Source organism: Streptomyces roseoverticillatus, from assembly GCF_000719265.1.
In the GTDB taxonomy this organism is placed as follows: Bacteria; Actinomycetota; Actinomycetes; order Streptomycetales; family Streptomycetaceae; genus Streptomyces; species Streptomyces roseoverticillatus.
The window spans coordinates 154,066-176,628 of record NZ_JOFL01000011.1 but is presented as its reverse complement, the minus strand read 5'-3'; the positions used below and the strand labels follow the sequence as shown (position 1 = coordinate 176,628).

Genomic DNA, 22,563 nt, shown 5'->3' with positions numbered 1-22,563 from the left:
CCACATGGGTGGCTACCGGACTGGCGCCCGACCGTACCAAACCGACCGCGTGGTTTCTATTGATGCTTGAAACTTGCAGCACTCGCGACCGTCGCGGCCCGGCCGCCACCCCGGGCCGCGACGGATGGCGCGAACCTTGGCCGAATTCGACCGATTGCTGCATCACCCCTGGTCACAGATTGATCAAAAAGTGAACTCGCCCCCGATGCAGCAATCTTTAGCCGGATGCGGGCTTTTAGTTAGCCCTAAAGGTGGCATCCTCTTAGGGGAAGGCGCCTAAGGGTGCCGTGAGTTCTTGGTTCCAGGGGGTTGGCGATGACGTGGCGCGACAGACGTGATCATGGACGCACGGCCGATGAGGCCGGAGGCCGGTTGGCACGCCACGCGACGGCATCCCTGGCAGGCCTCCTCGCCGAACGCGGCATGACCCGCAAGGACTTAGCGGAGAGCATGGGCGTCTCGCCGGGCAGAGTGAGCCAAATCCTCTCCGGGGACGAGAATCTGACCATGCGTTCGCTCGCCGCCGTGGCCGATGCGCTCGACGTGAAGATGGAGATCTCCTTCACCGAGCCTTCCGCCGCCGGCTGCCAGGAACAGCCCGCACACAGAGCGTTGGCCAAGACGTATCACTGAGGACGCATCACCGGGCCGGCCCCTTGACCGGCTCACCGCTCAGCGCATCAGAGGCTCGTCAGCGCGCCGAAGGCTCGGCGGCGGCCGCGTACAGAGGCTGCCGCCGCAGTTCGAGGATCTTCCTGTCGTCGCTGCGCTTGCCGTGCGCGTGAGCCAGCTCCAGCAGGTACGCGCACAGGTGCTCGGCCTCTCCGAAGGCCCGCAGCGTCCGCCCGATCTCCTCGCGCGTCCGCTCGCGCTGTTCGTCCATGCAGGCCTTCTCGATCTCGGTCTCGAGGATGTCCGCGTGCTGCACCGCGGTCCGCACCTCCTCGTACCGCTCCTTCGTCATGGCCGTCAGGCCGCTCTTCCCTTTGGACGAGCGGCTGGAGACATCCCGCGACCTCAGGTGGCGCGCGACACGGTCCGCAAAGACGTCGAGCTCCCAGCAGCTGCCGAAACCGGCGGCCATCCGGCCGCACCAATCGGCCCGGTCGGTCTGCAGGCGCACCATCAAACTGCTGATCAGCAGAGAGTGTCCCAGTGTGAGAATCGCCATCACCGGATGCTCGGCCTGCTCGGTCCGCCGCTTGGGCACCAGGCCCGCCCCCGCGACGATGCCGACCGCCGCCGGCGGCACGGCGGAGGCGTGCGGTAACAGCAGACCGCTGGCGAGCGCCGCCATCGCGGACGTCCACAGCACCACGGCCAGCGCCGAGGCGGCCGAACGCACCGTCCCCAGCAGCCGGCCCTGCCCGCGGAAGCGGTACACGAGACAGACCCAGGTCACGGGCGCGCAGACGACAGCGGGCAGGATCCACACCGAAAAAACGGACGTCTGGTCACCAGCCACCCCGCGTCCCCCATTCCGGATCACACAGCGCCCCGGTACGACTACGGAATGATGTTCCCACTCCAGCCACTACGGCGTGCCACGTTCCGGCCAAGCTCCGGGATCACAAGGGTCCCGTGGGCTACAGAAGGACGGCAGGGCAAAATGAGACAGACCCCCCGGAGTGACCGAAGTCACTTCGAGGGGTCTGTCCTCACTGTGCGCGAGGGGGGAGTTGAACCCCCACGCCCTTTCGGGCACTGGAACCTGAATCCAGCGCGTCTGCCTATTCCGCCACCCGCGCATGGGTGTTGTCCTCGAGCTTCCGGGCTTCTTCCGGGGGACTTACCCTTCCGGTTTCTGCGCCGTTCGCCTTCCGACATCGAGAACATTAGCACGCCTTCACGGGTGCCTTCACACTCGTTCTCCCCGCTCCGGCCCCGGCAGGGACCGCGGGAGCCCTCCCGGGCCGCCGGGACCGGTGGGGACCCCGCCGGTTGCGGGACACTGGCTCCCGGCCGCCTCTACGATCCCTATGAAGGGGACAGGGAGGTCGCGCCGGCAGGCCGGGGCGACACTCGTCACTCCTGGCCCCGAAGGGGAACCGGCCGTTTCCCCAACGCGTGGATACGATCAGTAAGCAGTATCAGGAACGACACCGAGCATCAGGAACGTCACTGAGGGAAGGAGGTGCCCCGTGGGAGTACTGAAGCGCTTCGAGCAGCGTCTCGAGGGTCTCGTGAACGGCACCTTCGCCAAGGTGTTCAAGTCCGAGGTGCAGCCGGTCGAGATCGCGGGCGCGCTCCAGCGCGAGTGCGACAACAACGCCACCATCTGGAACCGTGACCGCACCGTCGTCCCGAACGACTTCATCGTGGAGCTGAGCACCCCGGACTTCGAGCGGCTCAGCCCGTATTCGGGTCAGCTCGGCGACGAGCTGTCCGGCATGGTCCGCGACTACGCCAAGCAGCAGCGGTACACCTTCATGGGGACCATCAAGGTCCACCTGGAGAAGGCGGACGACCTCGACACCGGCCTGTACCGGGTGCGCAGCCGCACCCTCGCCGCCAGCGAGTCGCAGGACCACCAAGGCCAGCCGAGCCAGCGCCCCGGCAGCCCGCGCCAGGGCGGCCCCGTCACGCACGGTGCGGGCTATCCGGCCCCCCCGTCGGGGCTGCCGCCCATGCCCGCGTCGCCGCCGCCCTCCACGCCCCCCGGGCGGCCCGCGCCGCGCGCGGGCGGGAGCGGAAGCGGCCCCGCGGCCGGCGTGCCCGGCGCCCAGACCCGGCGCTGGATCGAGATCAACGGCACCCGCCACCAGATCTCCCGGCCCACCCTCGTGCTGGGCCGCAGCACCGAGGCGGACGTACGGATCGACGACCCCGGCGTCTCCCGCCGGCACTGCGAAATCCGGGTCGGAACCCCCGCCACCATCCAGGACCTGGGGTCGACCAACGGCATCGTGGTGGACGGACAGCACACCACTCGCGCTACGCTCCGCGACGGCTCACGGATCGTCGTGGGCAGCACCACCATCGTTTATCGGCAAGCCGAAGGGTGAAGCGGGGGCAATGTCAGAGCTGACCCTCACGGTCATGCGGTTGGGTTTCCTCGCCGTACTGTGGCTGTTCGTGATCGTGGCCGTTCAGGTCATCCGCAGTGATCTCTTCGGCACCCGGGTCACCCAGCGTGGCTCCCGCCGGGGCGGTGGCGAGAGCCGGCCGCAGCGCGCGCAGGCCCAGGCCGCGCCCCCGCAGCAGCGCCAGCAGCAGCAGGCGGGCGGCCGCAGGGCCGACCGGCGCGCGGACCGGGGCCGCCGCGGCGCCCCCACCAAGCTCGTGGTCTCCGAGGGCTCCCTCGCGGGCACCACGGTGGCCCTGCAGGGCCAGACCATCTCGCTGGGCCGCGCCCACGACTCCACGATCGTGCTGGACGACGACTACGCCTCCAGCCGGCATGCCAGGATCTACCCGGACCGCGACGGCCAGTGGATCGTCGAGGACCTCGGCTCGACCAACGGCACGTATCTCGACCGCACCCGGCTGACCACCCCGACCCCGATCCCGCTCGGCGCGCCGATCCGTATCGGCAAGACCGTCATCGAGCTGCGGAAGTAGTAGGACCATGACGACCGGAGGGTGGGCAGCGTGGCTGGGAAGGGGCTGTACCCGGAGCCGACGGGCGAGGTGCGCATGAGTCTGTCTCTGCGCTTCGCCGCCGGATCGCACAAGGGCATGATCCGGGAGGGCAACGAGGACTCCGGTTACGCCGGCCCGCGCCTGCTCGCCATCGCCGACGGCATGGGCGGCCAGGCCGCGGGCGAGGTCGCCAGCTCCGAGGTGATCTCCACCCTCGTGCAGCTCGACGACGACGTCCCCGGCTCGGACATCCTCACCTCCCTCGGCACCGCCGTGCAGCGCGCCAACGACCAGCTGCGCGTGATGGTCGAGCAGGACCCCCAGCTGGAGGGCATGGGCACGACCCTGACCGCCCTGCTGTGGACCGGCCAGCGGCTCGGCCTCGTGCACGTCGGCGACTCCCGCGCGTACTTGCTGCGCGACGGCGTCCTCACGCAGATCACCCAGGACCACACCTGGGTGCAGCGGCTGGTGGACGAGGGCCGGATCACCGAGGAGGAGGCCACCACCCACCCGCAGCGCTCCCTGCTGATGCGCGCGCTGGGCAGTGGCGACCATGTCGAGCCCGACCTCTCGATCCGCGAGGTCCGGGCGGGCGACCGCTATCTGATCTGCTCCGACGGCCTCTCCGGAGTCGTCAGTCACCAGACGATGGAGGAGACCCTCGCCAGCTACCAGGGTCCCCACGAGACGATCCAGGAGCTGATCCAGCTCGCCCTGCGCGGCGGCGGTCCCGACAACATCACCTGCATCGTCGCCGACGTCCTCGACGTGGACGGCGGCGACACCCTCGCCCAGCAGTTCAACGACACGCCGGTGATCGTCGGCGCGGTCGCCGAGAACCAGCTGCAGCTGGGCGTCGACGGCGCCATGCACACCCCGGCCGGCCGGGCCGCCGAGCACGCCCGCGCCAACCGTCCCGTGCCCGCCCAGCAGCCCGGCGGCGCCTTCGGCCCGCCCGGCAGCGGCGACGACGGCATGGGCGGCACCCCGGACGGCTCGTTCGGCGCCTTCATGGACGAGGATTTCGTCAAGGAGCCCCGGCGCGGCCGCTGGCTGAAGCGGACGCTCATCCTCGGCGTCGTCCTCGGCGTCGTCGCGGGCGGCCTCTACGGCGGCTACAGCTGGACCCAGACGCAGTACTACGTGGGCGCCAAGGACAACAACCACGTGGCGGTCTACCAGGGCATCAACCAGGACCTGGCGTGGGTGAGCCTCAGCAAGCTGTACCAGGACCACCCCGAGATCGAACTCAAGTACCTGCCCGTCGACCAGCGCAGCCGCGTCGAGGACACCATCGCGCTCGACAGCCGCGAGAAGGCGGAGCAGAAGGCCAAGGACCTCGGCCTCCTCGCCGGCGCCTGCAAGAAGGAAGACGAGCGGCGCAAGGCCGAGCAGGCGCAGCGGGAGAAGGAGAAGCAGAACGGCGACCGGGTCGGCTCCGTGGGCGATCTGCCCAAGGACCCGAAGGACCCCAAGGCCGGCGACGCCAAGCCGGGGGCCGCCGGCCTCTCCGCCCAAGCCACCCCGGTGCCGAGCCCGGGCCCCACCCTCACCGAGGAAGAGCAGAAGTTGGTCCCGCAGTGCAGCGCTCAGCAGTAAAGCCGTAGGGGGCCATCAACTCATGTCAGCCATGCCATCCATGCCATCCAGCGCGGGCAGCAACACGACCGCGACGACGACGATCAGCACCGTGGGCCCGCCCAGCCGGCGCAACACCGAGCTGGCGCTGCTCGCGTTCGCGGTGATCCTGCCCTGCTTCGCGTACGCCAACGTCGGCCTCGCGCTCAACGGCGAGATGCCCTCCGGCATGCTCGGCTACGGGCTCGGCCTCGGCCTGCTCGGCGGCGTCGGGCACCTGGTGGTGCGCAAGTTCGCCAAGTACGCCGACCCGCTGCTGCTGCCGCTGGCCACCCTGCTCAACGGCCTCGGCCTCGTGATGATCTGGCGGCTGGACCAGTCGGAGCGCCTGGCGCGCCTGGCCAAGGCGCAGGGCTTCACGTTCCAGGCGTCGGCGCCCAACCAGCTGATGTTCTCGGCACTCGGCATCGCGCTGTTCGTCGCTGTCATGATCTTCCTCAAGGATCACCGCATCCTCCAGCGCTACACCTACATCTCCATGGTGGTCGCGCTGGTCCTGCTGATCGCCCCGATCTTCTTCCCCGGCAAGTTCGGTGCCAAGATCTGGATCGTCATCCCCGGCCTCGGCTCCATCCAGCCCGGTGAGTTCGCGAAGATCATCCTGGCGATCTTCTTCGCCGGCTACCTGATGGTGAAGCGCGACGCCCTGGCGCTCGCCAGCCGCCGCTTCATGGGCCTGTACCTGCCGCGCGGCCGCGACCTCGGCCCGATCCTCGCCGTCTGGGCGCTCAGCCTCGTCGTCCTCGTCTTCGAGACCGACCTGGGCTCGTCGCTGCTGTTCTTCGGCATGTTCGTCGTCATGCTGTACGTCGCCACCGAGCGCACCAGCTGGATCGTCTTCGGTCTGCTGATGTCAGCGGGTGGCGCGGCCGTCGTCGGCTCCGTCGAGCCGCACGTCAAGGTCCGTGTGATGGCCTGGCTGCACCCCTTCGCGGTCTACGACAACCCGCGCCCGTCCTGGGCCACCACCGAGCAGATCGCCCAGGCCATGTTCGCCTTCGGCTCCGGCGGCGTCTTCGGCACCGGCTGGGGCCAGGGCGCCTCCGACCTGATCCAGTTCGCCGCCAACTCCGACTTCATCTTCGCCTCCTACGGCGAGGAGCTCGGCCTGGCCGGCGCCATGGGGATCCTGCTGATCTACGGCCTGATCGTGGAGCGCGGCATGCGCACGGCCCTCGCGGCCCGCGACCCGTTCGGCAAGCTGCTCGCCACCGGCCTCTCCGCAGCCTTCGGCATCCAGGTCTTCGTCGTGGCGGGCGGCGTCATGGGCCTCATCCCGCTGACCGGCATGACCATGCCGTTCCTCGCGGCGGGCGGCTCGTCCGTCATCGCGAACTGGGCGCTGATCGCCATCCTGATAAAGATCAGCGACACGGCACGGCGCCCGGCCCCGGCCCCCGCACCGTCCACAGACGCCGAGATGACCCAGGTGGTCCGCCCGTGAACAAGCCCGTACGCAGGATCGCGATCTTCTGCGGCCTCCTCGTCCTGGCCCTGCTCCTGCGGGACAACTGGCTGCAGTTCGTCCAGGCCGACGAGCTCAAGACGCACAAGAACAACCGCCGCGTCGACATCGCCCGCTACAGCCAGCCCCGCGGCAACATCATCGTGGACGGCCAGGCCATCACCGGCTCCGTCGAGACCGGCGGCGTGGACTTCAAGTACAAGCGGACGTACACGGACGGCCCCATGTGGGCGACCGTCACCGGCCGCTCCTCGCAGGTCTACGGAGCCACCCAGCTGGAGAAGCTCTACGACCGCGTCCTCATCGGCGACGACGACCGCCTGTTCTTCAACCGCACCGTCGACATGATCACGGGCAAGGGGAAGAAGGGCGGTGACGTGATCACCACCCTGAACAGCAAGGCCCAGAAGGCCGCCTTCGAGGGCCTCGGCGACAAGAAGGGCGCGGTCGCGGCCATCGACCCGCGCACCGGCAAGATCCTCGCCCTGGCGTCCACGCCGTCGTACGACCCGTCGAAGATCGCGGGCGCCAACGACGGCAAGGAGTGGACGTCGCTGGACCAGGACAAGAACCAGCCGATGCTCAACCGGGCGCTGCGCCAGACGTACCCCCCGGGCTCCACGTTCAAGGTCGTGACGGCCGCTGCCGCCCTGGAGAACGGCCTGTACAAGGACGTCGACTCCAAGACCGACTCGCCGGTGCCGTGGACGCTGCCGGACACGGTCACGGAGCTGAAGAACGAGGGCAGCATCCAGTGCAAGGACGCCTCCCTGCGGGAGGCGCTGCGGGTCTCCTGCAACAGCGTCTTCGGCAAGGTCAGCGCCGACCTCGGCAACAAGAAGATGATGGACGAGGCGCAGAAGTTCGGCTTCAACAACGACAAGCTCGACACGCCGGTGCGTGCGGCCCAGAGCGTCTACCCCAAGGACAACCGTCCGCAGAACGCCATGGACGGCATCGGCCAGGCCTCCAACCGCGCCACGCCGCTGCAGATGGCCATGGTGGCCGCCGCGGTCGCCAATGACGGCAAGCTCATGGAGCCGTACATGGTCGACAAGGTGCGCGCCCCCAACCTCAACGTGATCGAGACGCATCAGCCGAAGGAGATGTCCCAGCCCATGTCGCGGGACAACGCCCGCAAGCTGCAGTCGATGATGGAGACGGTGGTCAACGAGGGCACCGGCAAGAACGGCCAGATCAAGGGCGTCACGGTCGGCGGCAAGACCGGAACGGCCCAGCACGGCGTCGACAACAGCGGCAACCCCTACGCGTGGTTCATCTCCTACGCCAAGGGCGCCGACGGCTCCCCCGTCGCCGTCGCCGTGGTGATCGAGAGCTCGGACACGCTCCGCGACGACATCGCCGGTGGCGCCCTCGCCGCGCCCGTGGCGAAGAAGGTCATGGAGGCGGTGCTCAGCACGTCGAAGTGACGGGGCTCACCTCCGCCGTCCGGCGCCGCCCGCGACGGTACCGGTCGTGTATCAGGTGGCCGTCGCGGCCGGAACGGGCGTGACCTGCCGGGTACCGTATGCCGGACAGCACACCGCCGGACGTAGTGAAGGTGCGGTCAGGAAAACGGAAGGGCTGGAGCTATGGAAGAGCCGCGTCGCCTCGGCGGCCGGTACGAACTGGGCTCGGTGCTCGGCCGCGGTGGCATGGCCGAGGTCTACCTCGCCCACGACACCCGGCTCGGCCGCACCGTCGCCGTGAAGACGCTGCGGGTGGATCTTGCCCGCGACCCGTCCTTCCAGGCCCGGTTCCGCCGCGAGGCCCAGTCGGCCGCCTCACTCAACCACCCGTCGATCGTCGCCGTCTACGACACCGGCGAGGACTACGTCGACGGCGTGTCGATCCCGTACATCGTCATGGAGTACGTGGACGGGTCGACGCTGCGCGAGCTGCTGCACTCCGGCCGCAAGCTGCTGCCCGAGCGGTCGCTGGAGATGACCATCGGCGTCCTGCAGGCCCTGGAGTACTCCCACCGGGCCGGCATCGTCCACCGCGACATCAAGCCGGCCAACGTTATGCTGACGCGCACCGGCCAGGTCAAGGTCATGGACTTCGGCATCGCCCGCGCGATGGGCGACTCCGGCATGACGATGACGCAGACCGCGGCCGTCATCGGCACCGCCCAGTACCTCTCCCCGGAGCAGGCCAAGGGCGAGCAGGTCGACGCGCGCTCGGACCTCTACTCGACCGGCTGCCTGCTCTACGAGCTGCTGGCGGTCCGGCCCCCCTTCGTGGGCGACTCGCCGGTGGCCGTCGCCTACCAGCACGTGCGGGAGGAGCCGAACCCGCCGAGCGTCCACGATCCCGAGATCACGCCCGAGATGGACGCCATCGTCCTCAAGGCGCTGGCCAAGGACCCGGACTACCGCTACCAGTCGGCCGACGAGATGCGCGCCGACATCGAGGCGGCCCTGGAGGGCCAGCCCGTCGCCGCCACGGCCTCCCTGAACGCCGTGGGCTACGGCGCGGACGCCCCGACCGCCATGCTCCGTCCCCAGGCCCCCCAGGCCCCGGGACAGACCTCCATGCTGCCGCCCGTACGGGACGACGACGGCGGGTACGGCGGCTACGACGACGGCCACGGCCGGCGGCGCGGCGGGGGCGGCGGCAAGAAGAGCAACCTGTCGACCATCCTGCTGATCCTCGCGGGCGTCCTGGTGCTGGTCGGTGCGATCTTCATCGGGAAGTCGCTCTTCAGCGGCAGCAACAACGCCTCCAAGGTGTCCGTGCCGAACCTGGTCGGGCAGACGCTGAAGGACGCTCAGCAGCAGGGTGTCAACGGCGACTTCAAGGTCGTGCAGAACGGCACCGAGGCCTGCGAGCAGGCGAAGGGCAAGATCTGCAGCCAGGACCCGGCGGGCGGCGGCAAGATCGACCGCGGTGGCGAGGTCAAGGTCAAGGTGTCCGAGGGCGCGGCCAAGATCGAGGTGCCGGACGTCACCGAGAAGCAGCTGGAGAACGCCCGGCGGATCCTGGAGAAGGCCGGCTTCCAGGTCAACACCAAGGGCAAGACGGTCGACGGCGTCGCTGCCGACACGGTCCTCGACCAGGACCCCAAGGGCGGCTCGAAGGCCGAGAAGGGCTCCGAGGTCACCCTGACCGTCGCCACGGCCAAGCCGACCAAGACGGTGCCGTCCGTGGTGGGCCAGAACGTCGACGCGGCGAAGAAGCAGCTGACCGACAACGGCTTCCAGGTGTCGGTGACGGAGCAGGACGCCCCCGGGCAGGCCCCCGGCACCGTCATCAAGCAGAGCCCCGACGGCAACACCCAGGCCGCCCAGGGCTCCATGGTCACCCTGACCGTCGCCAAGGGCGCCCAGAACGTCGGCGTGCCGCCGGTGCTGACGCACAAGTTCAAGGACGCCAAGAAGGAGATCGAGGGCGCGGGCCTGAAGGTCGGCAACGTCATCGGCCCGCAGGACGACAACGCCGTCGTGCAGACCACCAACCCGCTGCCGGGCACCCAGGTCGCCAAGGGCTCCGCGGTGGACGTGACGACCACGGCGGGCGTCCCGGGCTCCGACACGGGCAACCCCGGCACCCCGCCCGGTGGTGACCAGGGTGCGACGGGCAACACGGGTTTCATCGGGGGCGGTTTCATAGGGGGCCGCCGCCAATAATCCCGCGCTAGCGGAGAACGCCGGGTGGGCTGGATTTCCAGCCCACCCGGCGTTCGGCGTTTCCGGGCTACCGCAGCTCCGCCGGAGGCGTCCGCTTCGCGTCGACCTTCTCCGTGCGCTCCAGCTCCGCCCACACGATGTAGCGGTAGTCGGAGGTGTAGACGGGCGTGCAGGTCGTCAGGGTCAGGTAGCGGCCCGGCCGCGTCTTGCCAGACTCCTTCGGGACGGGGTCGATGACGTCGACGTTGTACTTCGAGGTCTGCTTCAGCTCGGCGTAGACCTTGTAGACGTACCAGACGTCGCGCGTCTCGAAGACGACCCGGTCGCCGGTCTTCACCTTGTCGATGTTGTGGAACTTCGCGCCGTGCCCGTCGCGGTGGGCCGCCAGGGTGAAGTTGCCCTGCTTGTCCCACGGCATCGCGGCCTTGGCCGGGGAGGTGTAGAAGCCGGCGACGCCCTCGTTGAGGACGTCGGTGCCCGTACCGCGCTTGACCAGGACCTCGCCGTTCTTCATGGCGGGGACGTGCAGGAAGCCGATGCCGTCCTTGGTGTCGAGGGCGCCGGGACCGGACGGGGCCTTCGCCCAGCGGTCGCGCACCTGGTGACTCTGACGCTTCGCCTCGCGGTCGGCGAGGACGTTCGTCCACCACAGGGAGTAGACGACGAAGAGGGCCAGGATCAGGCCCGCTGTGATCAGCAGTTCGCCGATGACGCCCACGGCGACGGCGAGGCGCCCCCGTCCCCGGTCAGTCCGTGCCACTGACGTTCGTACCCCGCTCACTGTTCCCCGCGTGTCTTTAGTTGACGAGCGCGTCCGGCTTTCCCTTGCTCCGGGGCCGCTCGTCGACCATCTTGCCCCACACGATCAGGCGGTAGGTACTGGTGAACTCGGGGGTGCAGGTGGTGAGGGTGATGTAGCGGCCGGGGCCGCGGAAGCCCGAGCCGGCCGGCACCGGGGCGATGACCGTGACATTCGCCGGCGGCGTCTGGTCCAGACGGCTCGTCATCTCATACGTGTAGAAGGCGCTCCGCGTCTCCACGACGATCTTGTCGCCGGGCTTCAGGCGGTTGACGTAGCGGAACGGTTCGCCATGGGTGTTGCGGTGGCCGGCGAGGGCGAAGTTGCCCTGCTTGTCCCACGGCATCGCGGTCTTGAGGGCGGCATCCCCGTAATGGCCCACCATGCCGCGGTCGAGGACCTTCTGCTTGCCGACGCCCTCGGCGATGGGCGCCTTCACGTCCAGCGACGGGATGTAGAGGATCGCGAAGCCCTCGCCGGGCGAGAACGCGCCCGCGTCCCGGTCGGCGGCGCCCTGGCCGTCCTCGTCCCAGCGGCTCTGCAAGTGGTGGGCGGCCCCGCCGGCCTGCTGGAGGGCGCGGATGTTCGTCCACCACAGCTGGTAGGCGACGAAGAGCAGCAGCACGAGGCCGGCCGTGATGAACAGCTCGCCCGTCAGCCGGCACAGCAGCACGCCCAGGCTGCCCCTGCGCGCCCGCCGGGCCGCGTGCCTCCGCGCGGCACGCCCCCCGGTCCGTACGGGCCTGTGCGCCGCCTGAGCCGGCACCTCCACCCTGCGCAGCTCCATCGTCGCCCGGTCCTCGGGCGGCAGCGGCTGCGATACGACCCGCGGGGGCGTGGTCACGCCCCGGCCGCCCCGGTCTTGCCCACCACCGGGGCCAGGCCCGCCGACCGCTCCACCGCCGTGGCGTCACCGCAGGCGACCAGCCAGTTGGCGAGCATGCGGTGGCCCCACTCGGTGAGCACGGACTCGGGGTGGAACTGCACGCCCTCGACCGGCAGGTCGCGGTGGCGCAAGCCCATGGCGATGCCCGACTCCGTCCAGGCGGTGATCTCCAGCTCGTCCGGCCAGTTCTCCCGCTCGACGGCCAGCGAGTGGTAGCGGGTGGCGGTGAAGGGCGACGGGAGGCCCTGGAAGACGCCCGCGCCCTCGTGCGTCACCAGCGACGTCTTGCCATGCAGCAGCTCGGGCGCCCGGCCGACCACGCCGCCGTACGCGACGGCCATGGACTGCATGCCCAGGCAGACGCCGAAGACGGGGATGCCGTGCTGGGCGCAGTGCCGCACCATGTCGATGCACACACCGGCCTGCTCGGGCGCGCCCGGCCCGGGAGACAGCAGGACGCCGTCGAAGCCGTCCTCCGCGTGGCTGAGCTCGACCTCGTCGTTGCGCCGCACCTCGCACTCGGCACCGAGCTGGTAGAGGTACTGGACGAGGTTGAAGACGAAGCTGTCGTAGTTGTCCACGACGAGGATGCGCGCACTCACTGGTTGACCGCCATTCCGTTGTCGACCGTCACGTCGTTGAACGGCAGCAGCGGTTCCGCCCAGGGGAAGACGTACTGAAAGAGGACGTAGACGACCGCCAGTACGAGCAGCAGCGAGATCAGTGCCCGCACCCATGCGTTGCCCGGCAGATGCCGCCAGATCCAGCCGTACATGCTGTCCCCACTTGCCGATGACGTAGTCGAAATTGCAGCACCAGACTAAGGGGCGGGCGCGTGCCGAGGGGGTCAGGCGGACAAAGCCCCGGGGCGGCCCTGTGCGACGGGCGAGGTGGCGTCCAGGTGCGCCCACACGATCAGCCGGTGGCTGTGGCCCCACTCCGGTTCGCAGGTGGTGAGGGTCAGGTAGCGGCCGGGGGTGCGGTAGCCGGAGGCGGCGGGCACGGGGTCGATGACGCCCGTGTCGTCGGGGCGGGTGCGGTACGGCCGGCCGTCCACGCGGTACGTGAACCAGGTGGTGCCGTCGTTGATCACCACCGCGTCGCCCGCGCGCAGCTCGTCGAGGTCCTTGAAGGGGTCGCCGTAGGTGCGGCGGTGGCCGGCGACCGCGAAGTTGCCCGGCGCGCCGGGACGGGCGGTCCGCTCGTAGTGGCCGAGGCCCCTCTTGAGGAGCTCGGTGCCGGTTCCTTCGAGGACGGGCTTGGCCCAGCCGGCGCCGAAGCGGGGGACGTACATGACGGCGAAGGCCCGGCCGGCCCGCGGGCCCGCTCCCGCGGGGGGCGCCTGGCCGGGGGTGTCCGTGCGCGGCGGGGTGCGGGAGGGCGCTCCCGGCTGCGGCGAGGAGGCGGAGGGGTCTCCCGGCTTGTCAGGCGGCTGGCCAGGCGGGGCGCCCTCCTCGGGCGGCGTGTCGCCCAGCTGCTGCTCCGGTGCCGCCTCCGGCTCCCCCGGCGCGGCGGCCGCGCCCACGGCCCCCCTCGACCAGCGGTCCTGGAGCCGGCCGAGCTCCTCGTCCATGGCACTGTCGGCGCGCACGCCCGTCCAGTAGAGGACGTAGACGACGAAGAGGACCAGCAGGGCGCCGGTGGTGACGCACAGTTCGCTGAGCGTGCGGACGACGGTCCTCGGCCTCACCGCGGGCCCCCTCCCGGACCACGAGGGTCACGCCAAAGGCTTGGCGTAGTGGAGGTCCACTGTGCCCGAGTAGCCCGGAAGAGTCACCGCCTCGTGCTGGTCGACTTTCCAGCCGAGCCCGTACGCGTTGACGTACTGGAGGTAGTTCTGGATCGACGGGGAGGCGTCGATCGCCTTGCGGAGCGCGCCGCGGTCGCCGACGGCCGTCACCTTGTACGGCGGGGAGTAGACGCGGCCCTGGAGGATCAGGGTGTTGCCGACGCAGCGGACCGCGCTGGTGGAGATGAGCCGCTGGTCCATGACCTGGATGCCCTTGGCGCCGCCCTGCCAGAGGGCGTTCACGACGGCCTGCAGGTCCTGCTGATGGATGACCAGGTCGTTGGGCTGCGGCTGCGGGACGCCGGGGATCCTGGCCGTGGCGTTCGGCGGGGCGTCGGTGAGGGTGACGGTCAGGCCCGGGCCGCTGACCTTCGCGGTGCCCGCGGCCGCCGCCAGGTCGGCGAGTTTCTTCTTCTGGGCGGCGGAGTTGCCGTTGTCGCGCCCGGCGAGGGTGTCGACCCGGGAGCGGACGGCCGCGGCGCTCTCGTCCAGGCCGGCGTTCTTCCGGCTGCGCTCCTGGATGAGGTCGGAGAGCCGCAGCATGGAGTCGTCGGTGCGGATGTCGGTGCCGTGGGCGGTATTGAAGCTCGTCCAGAAAATGAGGCCGGCGAGCGCGAACACGCCTCCGGTGAGCAGCCGGACGGGCTTGAAGCGCCGGGAAGGCCTGCTGGTGGAGTCCGCAGAATTACTCAACGTACCCTTATCCTCTCCGGCGCCACGGAAGCACTACGCTAACGGACGCCCGGGGCAAGGTGGCGTTCCCGCCGCCCACCGCCCCGGACCAGCCCTTTGTCCCGCCCCATGCAGCCCCAGCGCGGTCACGCAGCGCATCGACAGGAGAGTTCCTCGTGCCGAAGTCACGGATCCGCAAGAAGGACGACTTCACGCCGCCGCCGGCGAAGCAGCAGACCATCAAGCTGAGCAGTGGGCGGGGCTGGGTGGCGCCGCTGATGCTCGCGATGTTCCTGATCGGGCTGGCCTGGATCGTCATCTTCTATGTGACCAGCGGAGACATGCCCATCGAATCGCTCCACAACTGGAACATCGTGGTCGGTTTCGGCTTCATCGCGGCGGGGTTCGTGGTCTCCACGCAGTGGAAGTAGCAAGTCCTCCGGGGAGCCTTCCGGGGAGTTATCCACACCCTCGTCCACAGTGGGGAAAAACTCAGAAGATCTGTGGATAACTTCCCCGGCGTTGACGCCGGTGTGACTGATCACAAGCGCGGGGGGCCGCTTGGCGGCCCCGCCCACCAGCGAAAACGCAGCTCTGTGCGAGTACGGACACGCGTTCCCCACAGCGTGCACAACATTCTGTACGCGCTGTGGACAAACCTGCGGGTCGGCCGGGGGTCCGGGCCGGGGAAAGCCCCGGCCGGACCCGGTCAGCCGGAGAATCCGACGAGTTCCGGCAGCGTCGCCGCCCGCACGATCACCGCCGCGACGATCACCGCCAGCGTCACGCCGCAGGTGAGCCCCTGGACGAGCGCACGCTTCTCCCGCGGCGCGTGCACCATCCCGTACGCGACGGCCGCGCCCACGACCAGCCCGCCGATGTGGGCCTCCCAGGCGATGTTGTGCCACGTGAACGTGAAGATCAGGTTGAGCACGAGCAGGGCCGCGACCGGGCGCATGTCGTAGCCCCGCCGTCGCATGATCACCGCCGTGGCGCCCAGCAGCCCGAAGATCGCGCCGGACGCGCCGAGCGAGGGCTGGCGCGGGTCCGCGACGACGAAGGTGAGCGCGGAGCCGCCGAGGCCCGACAGCAGGTACAGGGCGAGGTAGCGGGCGCGGCCCAGGGCCGCTTCCAGCGGCGGGCCGATCCACCACAGCGACAGCATGTTGAAGGCGATGTGCATCGGCGCCTGGTGCAGGAACATCGCGGTCACCAGGCGGTACCACTGCCCCTCCGCGACGCCCTGCGGCTCGCCGGCGAGCACGGCGCGGCCGAACAGCTCCATTTCGTCGAGCAGGCCGTCGCCGGTGGCCATGACCGCGATCCACAGGGCGACGTTGACCGCGAGCAGGACCTTGGTCACCAGCCGGGGGTCGGCGACCTGCGCACCGCCCGCGATGGTGCGCGGCGCGGTGGCCTGCGGCCGGTGTCCCGTACCGGAGTCGCCGGCGACGCAGGCCGGGCACTGGAACCCGACGGATGCGCTCACCATGCACTCCGGGCAGATCGGCCGCTCGCAGCGGGTGCAGCGGATGCCGGTCTCCCGGTCGGGATGCCGGTAGCAGCCGACGGCCTGGTCGTTCATGCGTTCCCCTTGCGCCGGTGGTGGGCGGGCCTGTCCGGGACGCGCGGCCCCGCCCGTCATACGGACGAGCGGGGCGCCGGGTTCCCTCGGGTGGACGAGGGCGGGTGAAGGAGAGTGAAAGAGCGGGAAGGAGGGCGCGGAAGGGTGTACGGGGTGACGCCCTGCCGTGACCGCCCCGCCGTCAGCGGGCCTCGACGACGACCGACTCGATGACCACGTCGTTCACCGGGCGGTCGGTGCGCGGGTTGGTGTCGGTGGAGGCGACGGCGTCCACGACCTTCCTCGAGGCTTCGTCGGCGACCTCGCCGAAGATGGTGTGCTTGCCGGTCAGCCACGTGGTGGGCGAGACGGTGATGAAGAACTGCGAGCCGTTGGTGCCCGGGCCGGCGTTGGCCATGGCCAGCAGGTAGGGCCTGGTGAAGGCCAGGTCGGGGTGGAACTCGTCCGCGAACTTGTAGCCGGGGCCGCCGGTGCCGTTGCCCAGCGGGTCACCGCCCTGGATCATGAAGCCCTCGATGACGCGGTGGAAGACCGTGCCGTCGTACAGCTTGTCCGTGGTCTTCTGACCCGTCTCCGGGTTGATCCACGCGCGCTCGCCCTTCGCGAGCTCCACGAAGTTCTTGACCGTCTTCGGGGCGTGGTCCGGGAAGAGCCGGATCTCGATGTCGCCCTGGTTGGTCTTCAGGGTGGCGTAAAGCTGCTCGGCCACGGTCTACCTTCCCTAGTCTGCACTGACGGCTAACGATCCTCGCACGTACGGGTTGGCGTCGAGTAGCGGACAAACGCCCGCGCGCCGCGCGAAACCGTGGCATGGTCGAGCGGGGCTCACCGTCCCTTCACCCCACGCTCACTTCCCCTTGACCCGGATGCACGCTCGCACATGCCGGACCGCCCGTGCGCAGGCATGATTTTTCACTGGGTGGAAAGGCGACAAAACATACGCCACCGAGGAGGAGGATCTCGTGACCCGCAAGGACAGCGTGCGCGCCGCGACCAGCTCGGCGAAGGACAGTGTCCGGCACGCCGCGGAAGTGGTGGCGCCGTACGCCGGCACGGCCAAGGACACCGCCGTGCACTACGCGCATGAGGCCCGGACGCGGCTGGCCCCCAAGGTCGCGGAAGCCGCGCACCAGGCCGCGCACCAGGCCCGCTCGCAGTACGACGCACATCTCCATCCCCGGATCGAGCACGCCCGCGGCGCCCTGCCCCCGAAGATCGACCAGGCCGCCGTGCGCGCCCGCACGGCCGTCGAGCCGGTCCGGGACGAGGCCGTCGCCCGGAGCGCCGCCGCCCTCGCCGCGCTGCGCGGGCAGGTGAGCCCGAAAGAGATCGAGAAGCTGATCGGCCGGCGCGACCGGCGGTGCCGGGCGGGTCGGGCGCTCCGCCGACTCGCGGTGGCCGCCCTGCTCGCCGGCGGGGCGTACGCGGCCTGGAAGTGGTGGGACAAGCAGGCCAATCCGGACTGGCTCGTCGAACCGCCCGAGGCCACGGAGGTCCAGGACCGGCCCCCGCTGACGTCGGTCGACGGCACGGGCCCCGAGAGCGCGTCCTCACCGCTCGACCCGGAGGTCCAGGCCAAGCAGGCCGAAGCGGAGTCCTCTCCCGACAACAACGACGGCCCCCGCGACCGTCCGTTCTAGCCGGCCTCGGGCCGGCTACGCCCCACGCGTCCGCGCCGAGCCTCCGGGCCCGGCGCGGACGCATTTTTTGCGAGCCCGGCATTCGAACCCGGCATTCAAGCCCGGCATTCGAACCTGCGCAAAAGCGGAGTCTGCTACTCAAAGATTGCCGATGGTGACCGCAGGATATTCCCATTCCTTTTCGGAAAAGCCGCCGGTAGAGTCTGAGAAGGCTGATCGAAGGGGTCACACCGCGACCTCGCCTTCGTTTCCATGGGCGGCCGCCCGGCCTTCGGCCGCTGTATTTCTTTCTCGCCGGCCCACTCGGCACTGCCCGGGCGGTCGGGCAGAGCCGGGCTCAGCCCTGGGGCGCACCCCCACCAGGCCAACGAATGAGAGAAAATGGATGAATTCGCTACGGAGGCGCCGACGCTCTCGCCTCTCGGTGACCTCCATGTGCTGCTCTACCGCATGGCGCTCGAACAGGGCAGGCTCCGGCCGAAGGCGGCCGCCCGCCGCTTAGCCGTGCCGGGCGCCGACGTCAGCGCCGCCGTGGACGACCTCACCCGGCTGCACCTGCTGCGCCCCGCCGAGGAGGGGCCCGACGGGTCCCCCGGGGAGCGCCCCGCCGGCCGCGACACCGCGTACGCCGCCCGCAGCCCCGATGCCGCCGTCACCCACGTGACCGGCCCCATCGAGGCGCGGATCCAGCAGCTGCACCGCGAGTCCGAGCGGATGAGCAGTCATGTGCTGGCCATGAAGCCGGTGTTCGAGGAATCCTGGCACGGCCACTTCACCCGGACGCCCATCGAGTACCTGACCCTCCCCGACGCCGTCCGCTCCGCCCTAGAACGCCTCTCCGCCGCCGCCCGCACGGAGGTCGCCGCCGCCCACCCCGACGTGCCGGCCCCCGCGACCCTGGAGGAAGGGCTGCAGCGCACCACCGAAGTGATCGGCCGCGGCGTGCTCGTGCGGACCCTCTACCCCCACTCCGTCCTCACCCACGCCCACGTGCGGCGGCACCTGGGCCGGATGGTGGCGCTCGGCGCCCAGGTCCGCACCACCGCCCACGTGCCCGACCGGGTCCTCTTCTTCGACGCCGGCACCGCCGTCCTCGCCGACCACGGCAGCTCCTCCGGCGACGGCAAGGGCGCGCTCGCCGTCCGGGACCCCTCGCTCGTGCGCTTCCTCTACCGGTCCTGGGAGAGCGCCTGGGAGTCCGCGCGGCCCTTCACCGGCACGCCCGGCGACGGATGCGCCAAGGACGAACTGCGCCGGTCCGTCCTCGAACTGCTGGAGTCCGGCATGAAGGACGGCATGGCGGCCCGCCGGCTCGCCATGTCCGTCACCACCTACCGGCGCCACGTCACCGAACTGCTCGCCGAGCTCGGCGCCCAGAGTCGTTTCCAGGCGGGAAGCTACGCCCGCCGCGCCGGGCTGCTGGACGGCTGAGGCGCGCGGCACCCGGGCCCCGCGGCCGGGCGACAGCGGCACGAAAAAACCCCTCCGGTCTACGTTTCCGCAGGTCGGAGGGGATTTCTTGTGGAGCCTAGGGGAGTCGAACCCCTGACATCTGCCATGCAAAGACAGCGCTCTACCAACTGAGCTAAGGCCCCGTCGCCGACCAGACTACCCGGTGCCCACGGTGTTTTCCGACCGGGTATCGCCGCGGACCAGCACTCTCCGTAGGATGCACCGCAAGATTCGCTGCAGCGAAGCGAAGGGGAGAGCGAGATGGACGCAGCACAGCAGGAAGCCACCGCCCGCGCACGGGAGCTGCAGCGGAGCTGGTACGGAGAGCCCCTGGGGGCGCTCTTCCGCCGCCTCATCGACGACCTCGGCCTCAACCAGGCCCGGCTCGCCTCCGTACTCGGCTTGTCGGCCCCCATGCTCTCCCAGCTGATGAGCGGCCAGCGCGCGAAGATCGGCAACCCCGCGGTCGTCCAGCGGGTCCAGGCGCTGCAGGAGCTCTCCCGCCAGGTCGCCGACGGCACCGTGAGCGCCGCCGAGGCCGCCGACCGGATGGAGGAGGTCAAGAAGAGCTCGGGCGGCTCCGTCCTCAACTCCACGCAGACGACGGCGAGCAGCGGCGCGCCGACCGTGCGCCGGGTGGTCCGCGAGATCCAGTCCCTGCTGCGCTCCGTCGCCGGCGCGGGCGACATCATCGAGGCCGCGCAGAGCCTCGCCCCCACCCACCCCGAACTCGCCGAGTTCCTGCGGGTGTACGGCGCCGGGCGGACCGCCGAGGCGGTCGCGCACTACGAGGCCCACCAGAGCTGACCGCGCGCACGCGATGGGTGAGCTCTTCGCCGGGCGCTACGAGCTGGTGGACCCGATCGGCCGGGGCGGGGTGGGGGCGGTCTGGCGCGCCTGGGACCGGCGCCGGCGCCGCTACGTGGCGGCCAAGGTCCTCCAGCAGAGCGACGCCCACACCCTGCTGAGGTTCGTCCGCGAGCAGGGCTTACGGATCGACCACCCGCACGTGGTCGCGCCGATGAGCTGGGCCGCCGACGACGACAAGGTGCTGTTCACCATGGACGTGGTGGGCGGCGGCTCCCTCGCCCATCTCATCGGCGACTACGGGCCCCTGCCACCGCACTACGTGTGCGTCCTGCTGGACCAGTTGCTGTCCGGGCTCGCTGCGGTGCACGCCGAAGGCGTGGTGCACCGGGACATCAAGCCCGCGAACGTCCTCCTGGAGGCGACCGGCACCGGCCGGCCCCACGTCCGGCTCTCCGACTTCGGCATCGCCATGCGCAAGGGCGAGCCCCGGCTGACGGACGCCAACTACGTGATGGGCACACCCGGTTATTTCGCGCCGGAGCAAATGCTGGGCGACGAGCCGGACTTCCCCGCCGACCTCTACGCCGTCGGCCTCACCGCGCTGTATCTCCTCACCGGCCGCAAGCCCGACGCCGAGGCGCTCGTGGAGCGCTTCACCGAGCACGGCACGCCCGGCGCCCCGGAAGAGGTCCCCGAGCCCCTCTGGCACGTCATCGCGGGCCTCCTGCAGCCCGATCCGGGGCTGCGCTTCCGTACGGCCACGGGCGCGCGCAAGGCGCTCGCCGAGGCCGTGGAGATGCTGGGCGCGTCCGGCGCGGACGAGGAGCCCATCGAGGTCTTCGACCAGCTCGGGCCGCTGCCCGCGGGGTTCGGCCCGGACGGCCCGCAGCGACCGGCCGCACCGGTGCCGCCGCCCCTGCCGGCCTATCCGCCGCCCCCGGCGCCGCAGGCACCGCACACACCGCAGCCGCCGGCCGCGCCGCCCACGCGCGTGTACACGGCGCCGCGGCCCGTGGCGCAGCCCGTTCAGCCGCCCGGACCGCAGCCCTCGCGGCGGCCCGGCCCGCCCGCGAAGGTGGCCGTGCCCGTGCTGATCGTCGCGCTGCTCTGCCTGGGAATCGGCATCTGGGCGCTCAGCGCCACCTAGGTTGCTCTCGCAAATGAATCATTTGCGTACGAAAACAGCAGGGCCCCGGCCGTGTCGGCCGGGGCCCTGCTCAGGACTCGTTTGTCTCACACACCGGAACCTGCGGGCACGGAGTCGGTCGCCTCCGTCCACAGGTCCTGCTCGGCGCGATCCGCCTGGATCTGGCGGTACACGAGGAGCCCGCCGATGGCGGCCAGTGCGACCAGGAGGAGCTTCTTCACCGCGCGACCTCGTCTTTCCTTGACGTAAGGGGACCTCTGGTGGCCGATGATACACACCGGCCGATACCGATCGGTGACCTGTGCGGCACCCGGTCCGCCGTCCGGTCGCGGGCCCAACTCCCCACCTGGGGAAAACAGATCGGCCCGGACGGAGAAATCTCCGTCCGGGCCGATCGTGCGGTGGGGCTAACAGGACTTGAACCTGTGGCCTCTTCCTTATCAGGGAAGCGCTCTAACCGTCTGAGCTATAGCCCCGCGCGACACCGAAAGATTAGCGCACTTGGGGCCCAGTCCCAAAATCCTGTCCGGCCGGGCCCCCGCGCACGGCTATTCGTCCTCGGCGAGGGTCAGCTCCACGCCGCCCACGAAGCCCGCCGAGAGGTTGTAGACGAAGGCCCCCAGGGTGGCCAGCGCGGTCGCCAGGACCACGTTGATCACCGCGATGACCGAGGTGAAGAGGAGCACCCGGGGCAGCGACAGGAACGACTGCAGGTCGAAGCCGCCGCCGTCGCTGGAGGTCGTGGCGTCGCTGATCGTCCCGCCGACGGTCGAGAAGACGCCCATGGCGTCCATGACGCCCCACAGCACGCCCGCCGCGACGATCGTGCAGATGCCCAGCGCGATCGACAGCAGGAAGCTGACCTTCATCACCGACCACGGGTCGGCCTTGGACACCCGCAGGCGCGCGGTGCGCGTACGGGGCGCGGGGCGCCCTGCCGGGCGAGGCACGGCGCCCTGCGGGGCTACCGGGCCCGGTACGGAGCCGGCCGCCCCACCGGGCTTCCCGGCCTCCTGCGGGGCCGCCTGGGGCCCCTTGGGGGCTCCCTTCGTGAGAGCGCCCGCAGCGGGCTTGGAGCCGCCCTGACCGGGGATCCGGGGCGGAGCCTTGACGGCGTTCCGCGGATCGGCCGAAGGGGCCTTCGCCGAGCTCTTCGCAACGGGCTTGCCTCCGTTGCCCCCGGCGTTTGCGCTCTCAGCCTCGTCTGCCACGGATGCAGCCTTCCCGGCCCCGGCGGCCTTCACGTCTTCGGAAGTCGCCGTCTTGGAGCCCGCAGCCTTCTCCGCCTTGGCCGGCTTGGCCTGCTTGCCCCCCTTGGCCGGCTTACCGGCACCGCCGGACCCGGCAGCCGGCCCGGCCGAGGCCGGGTCATCCGACCCGGCCGACCTGGCACCGGCCGAACCGGCCGGAGGCTCGTAGGCCTGCGGCGGGTGGTACGGCTCCGGCTCTCGGGTGTCCGTCAACGT

23 protein-coding genes and 3 tRNA genes are annotated in these 22,563 nt (G+C 70.4%); 12 read left to right on the top strand and 14 right to left on the bottom strand.

The features are described from left to right. Positions 1-315: 315 nt before the first annotated feature. Positions 316-633, top strand: coding sequence for a helix-turn-helix domain-containing protein (locus IF61_RS33370; RefSeq protein ID WP_078660219.1), 318 nt, complete (start codon positions 316-318; stop codon positions 631-633). 58 nt (positions 634-691) lie between these two features. Here IF61_RS33370 and IF61_RS0114970 read toward each other — a convergent pair whose 3' ends face one another. Continuing rightward, positions 692-1,465: a hypothetical protein gene (locus IF61_RS0114970; RefSeq protein ID WP_030366872.1), complete on the bottom strand. Its 774-nt coding sequence runs from the start codon at positions 1,463-1,465 to the stop codon at positions 692-694. Positions 1,466-1,664: 199 nt separating this feature from the next. Continuing rightward, positions 1,665-1,748 (bottom strand) — tRNA-Leu (locus tag IF61_RS0114965). A gap of 393 nt (positions 1,749-2,141) precedes the next feature. On the opposite strand from IF61_RS0114965, the gene IF61_RS0114960 reads away from it, so the two are divergent. The 6 genes from IF61_RS0114960 to pknB all read left to right on the top strand — a co-directional run bounded on the left by IF61_RS0114960 (position 2,142) and on the right by pknB (position 10,317). Next, positions 2,142-3,005, top strand: coding sequence for an FHA domain-containing protein (locus tag IF61_RS0114960; protein ID WP_030366871.1), 864 nt, complete (start codon positions 2,142-2,144; stop codon positions 3,003-3,005). 10 nt (positions 3,006-3,015) lie between these two features. Next, positions 3,016-3,561, top strand: a complete 546-nt coding sequence (locus IF61_RS0114955) for an FHA domain-containing protein FhaB/FipA (RefSeq protein WP_030366870.1) — start codon at positions 3,016-3,018, stop codon at positions 3,559-3,561. 75 nt (positions 3,562-3,636) lie between these two features. Continuing rightward, positions 3,637-5,184 carry a Stp1/IreP family PP2C-type Ser/Thr phosphatase gene (locus tag IF61_RS0114950; RefSeq protein WP_169748822.1) on the top strand — a complete coding sequence of 516 codons (1,548 nt, stop codon included), beginning with the start codon at positions 3,637-3,639 and terminating at the stop codon, positions 5,182-5,184. Between the two features lie 40 nt (positions 5,185-5,224). Beyond that, a complete protein-coding gene (locus IF61_RS0114945) occupies positions 5,225-6,667 on the top strand; it encodes an FtsW/RodA/SpoVE family cell cycle protein (RefSeq protein ID WP_030366868.1) in 1,443 nt (480 codons plus the stop codon). Next, a complete protein-coding gene (locus IF61_RS0114940; RefSeq protein WP_030366867.1) occupies positions 6,664-8,118 on the top strand; it encodes a peptidoglycan D,D-transpeptidase FtsI family protein in 1,455 nt (484 codons plus the stop codon). Before IF61_RS0114945 ends, IF61_RS0114940 begins: the two co-directional genes overlap by 4 nt. Positions 8,119-8,280: 162 nt before the next feature. Continuing rightward, entirely contained in the window at positions 8,281-10,317 is a 2,037-nt protein-coding gene (pknB, locus tag IF61_RS0114935; RefSeq protein WP_030366866.1) for a Stk1 family PASTA domain-containing Ser/Thr kinase, read from the top strand. A 67-nt stretch (positions 10,318-10,384) separates the two neighbouring features. Here the strand turns inward: pknB and IF61_RS0114930 are convergent, their stop codons facing one another. The 6 genes from IF61_RS0114930 to IF61_RS0114905 all read right to left on the bottom strand — a co-directional run bounded on the left by IF61_RS0114930 (position 10,385) and on the right by IF61_RS0114905 (position 14,484). Further along, positions 10,385-11,077, bottom strand: a complete 693-nt coding sequence (locus IF61_RS0114930; RefSeq protein ID WP_030366865.1) for a class E sortase — start codon at positions 11,075-11,077, stop codon at positions 10,385-10,387. 37 nt (positions 11,078-11,114) lie between these two features. Continuing rightward, on the bottom strand, positions 11,115-11,960 hold the full coding sequence (locus IF61_RS0114925; RefSeq protein WP_397945280.1) for a class E sortase: 846 nt from the start codon (positions 11,958-11,960) through the stop codon (positions 11,115-11,117). Beyond that, positions 11,957-12,604, bottom strand: coding sequence for an aminodeoxychorismate/anthranilate synthase component II (locus IF61_RS0114920; protein WP_030366863.1), 648 nt, complete (start codon positions 12,602-12,604; stop codon positions 11,957-11,959). Before IF61_RS0114920 ends, IF61_RS0114925 begins: the two co-directional genes overlap by 4 nt. Further along, complete coding sequence (locus IF61_RS35230; protein WP_030366862.1) at positions 12,601-12,777, bottom strand: hypothetical protein; 177 nt, start codon at positions 12,775-12,777, stop codon at positions 12,601-12,603. The genes IF61_RS0114920 and IF61_RS35230 overlap by 4 nt, the downstream gene beginning before the upstream one ends. A 72-nt stretch (positions 12,778-12,849) precedes the next feature. Beyond that, positions 12,850-13,692, bottom strand: a complete 843-nt coding sequence (locus tag IF61_RS0114910) for a class E sortase (protein ID WP_030366861.1) — start codon at positions 13,690-13,692, stop codon at positions 12,850-12,852. 27 nt (positions 13,693-13,719) lie between these two features. Beyond that, a complete protein-coding gene (locus IF61_RS0114905) occupies positions 13,720-14,484 on the bottom strand; it encodes a DUF881 domain-containing protein (RefSeq protein ID WP_030366860.1) in 765 nt (254 codons plus the stop codon). 155 nt (positions 14,485-14,639) lie between these two features. On the opposite strand from IF61_RS0114905, the gene crgA reads away from it, so the two are divergent. Next, positions 14,640-14,894, top strand: a complete 255-nt coding sequence (gene crgA / locus IF61_RS0114900; protein WP_030366859.1) for a cell division protein CrgA — start codon at positions 14,640-14,642, stop codon at positions 14,892-14,894. Between the two features lie 278 nt (positions 14,895-15,172). On the opposite strand, the gene IF61_RS0114895 is transcribed toward crgA, so the two are convergent. Together IF61_RS0114895 and IF61_RS0114890 are read right to left on the bottom strand one after the other, a co-directional pair. After that, positions 15,173-16,048, bottom strand: a complete 876-nt coding sequence (locus IF61_RS0114895; protein ID WP_078660217.1) for a rhomboid family intramembrane serine protease — start codon at positions 16,046-16,048, stop codon at positions 15,173-15,175. Positions 16,049-16,229: 181 nt separating this feature from the next. Beyond that, positions 16,230-16,757, bottom strand: a complete 528-nt coding sequence (locus IF61_RS0114890) for a peptidylprolyl isomerase (RefSeq protein ID WP_030366857.1) — start codon at positions 16,755-16,757, stop codon at positions 16,230-16,232. A 253-nt stretch (positions 16,758-17,010) separates the two neighbouring features. Here IF61_RS0114890 and IF61_RS0114885 point away from each other — a divergent pair, with 253 nt between their 5' ends. Together IF61_RS0114885 and IF61_RS0114880 are read left to right on the top strand one after the other, a co-directional pair. Further along, positions 17,011-17,688 carry a DUF5324 family protein gene (locus IF61_RS0114885; RefSeq protein WP_030366856.1) on the top strand — a complete coding sequence of 226 codons (678 nt, stop codon included), beginning with the start codon at positions 17,011-17,013 and terminating at the stop codon, positions 17,686-17,688. 381 nt (positions 17,689-18,069) lie between these two features. Continuing rightward, positions 18,070-19,119: a helix-turn-helix transcriptional regulator gene (locus IF61_RS0114880; protein ID WP_157848606.1), complete on the top strand. Its 1,050-nt coding sequence runs from the start codon at positions 18,070-18,072 to the stop codon at positions 19,117-19,119. 91 nt (positions 19,120-19,210) lie between these two features. Here the strand turns inward: IF61_RS0114880 and IF61_RS0114875 are convergent. After that, positions 19,211-19,283: transfer RNA gene (locus IF61_RS0114875), tRNA-Ala, on the bottom strand. Positions 19,284-19,401: 118 nt separating this feature from the next. On the opposite strand from IF61_RS0114875, the gene IF61_RS0114870 reads away from it, so the two are divergent. Together IF61_RS0114870 and IF61_RS0114865 are read left to right on the top strand one after the other, a co-directional pair. After that, positions 19,402-19,947, top strand: a complete 546-nt coding sequence (locus IF61_RS0114870) for a helix-turn-helix domain-containing protein (RefSeq protein ID WP_030366854.1) — start codon at positions 19,402-19,404, stop codon at positions 19,945-19,947. A gap of 13 nt (positions 19,948-19,960) precedes the next feature. Continuing rightward, a complete protein-coding gene (locus IF61_RS0114865) occupies positions 19,961-21,097 on the top strand; it encodes a serine/threonine-protein kinase (RefSeq protein WP_030366853.1) in 1,137 nt (378 codons plus the stop codon). Between the two features lie 86 nt (positions 21,098-21,183). On the opposite strand, the gene IF61_RS34165 is transcribed toward IF61_RS0114865, so the two are convergent. The 3 genes from IF61_RS34165 to IF61_RS0114850 form a co-directional block, all read right to left on the bottom strand. Continuing rightward, entirely contained in the window at positions 21,184-21,318 is a 135-nt protein-coding gene (locus IF61_RS34165; RefSeq protein WP_003958712.1) for a DLW-39 family protein, read from the bottom strand. 181 nt (positions 21,319-21,499) lie between these two features. After that, positions 21,500-21,573: transfer RNA gene (locus tag IF61_RS0114855), tRNA-Ile, on the bottom strand. Between the two features lie 72 nt (positions 21,574-21,645). Continuing rightward, positions 21,646-22,308 (bottom strand): DUF3566 domain-containing protein, encoded by a 663-nt coding sequence (locus IF61_RS0114850; protein WP_342667993.1) that lies wholly within the window; start codon positions 22,306-22,308, stop codon positions 21,646-21,648. Positions 22,309-22,563: the final 255 nt, after the last annotated feature.

Bases quoted from the DNA above. Each gene is read 5' to 3' on its own strand.
- IF61_RS0114955 (WP_030366870.1), top strand. From the start codon at position 3,016: ATGTCAGAGCTGACCCTCACGGTCATGCGGTTGGGTTTCCTCGCCGTA.
- IF61_RS33370 (WP_078660219.1), top strand. From the start codon at position 316: ATGACGTGGCGCGACAGACGTGATCATGGACGCACGGCCGATGAGGCC.
- IF61_RS0114880 (WP_157848606.1), top strand. From the start codon at position 18,070: ATGGATGAATTCGCTACGGAGGCGCCGACGCTCTCGCCTCTCGGTGAC.
- IF61_RS0114865 (WP_030366853.1), top strand. From the start codon at position 19,961: ATGGGTGAGCTCTTCGCCGGGCGCTACGAGCTGGTGGACCCGATCGGC.
- IF61_RS0114945 (WP_030366868.1), top strand. From the start codon at position 5,225: ATGCCATCCAGCGCGGGCAGCAACACGACCGCGACGACGACGATCAGC.
- IF61_RS35230 (WP_030366862.1), bottom strand. From the start codon at position 12,777: ATGTACGGCTGGATCTGGCGGCATCTGCCGGGCAACGCATGGGTGCGG.
- IF61_RS0114895 (WP_078660217.1), bottom strand. From the start codon at position 16,048: ATGAACGACCAGGCCGTCGGCTGCTACCGGCATCCCGACCGGGAGACC.
- IF61_RS0114870 (WP_030366854.1), top strand. From the start codon at position 19,402: ATGGACGCAGCACAGCAGGAAGCCACCGCCCGCGCACGGGAGCTGCAG.
- pknB (WP_030366866.1), top strand. From the start codon at position 8,281: ATGGAAGAGCCGCGTCGCCTCGGCGGCCGGTACGAACTGGGCTCGGTG.
- IF61_RS0114950 (WP_169748822.1), top strand. From the start codon at position 3,637: ATGAGTCTGTCTCTGCGCTTCGCCGCCGGATCGCACAAGGGCATGATC.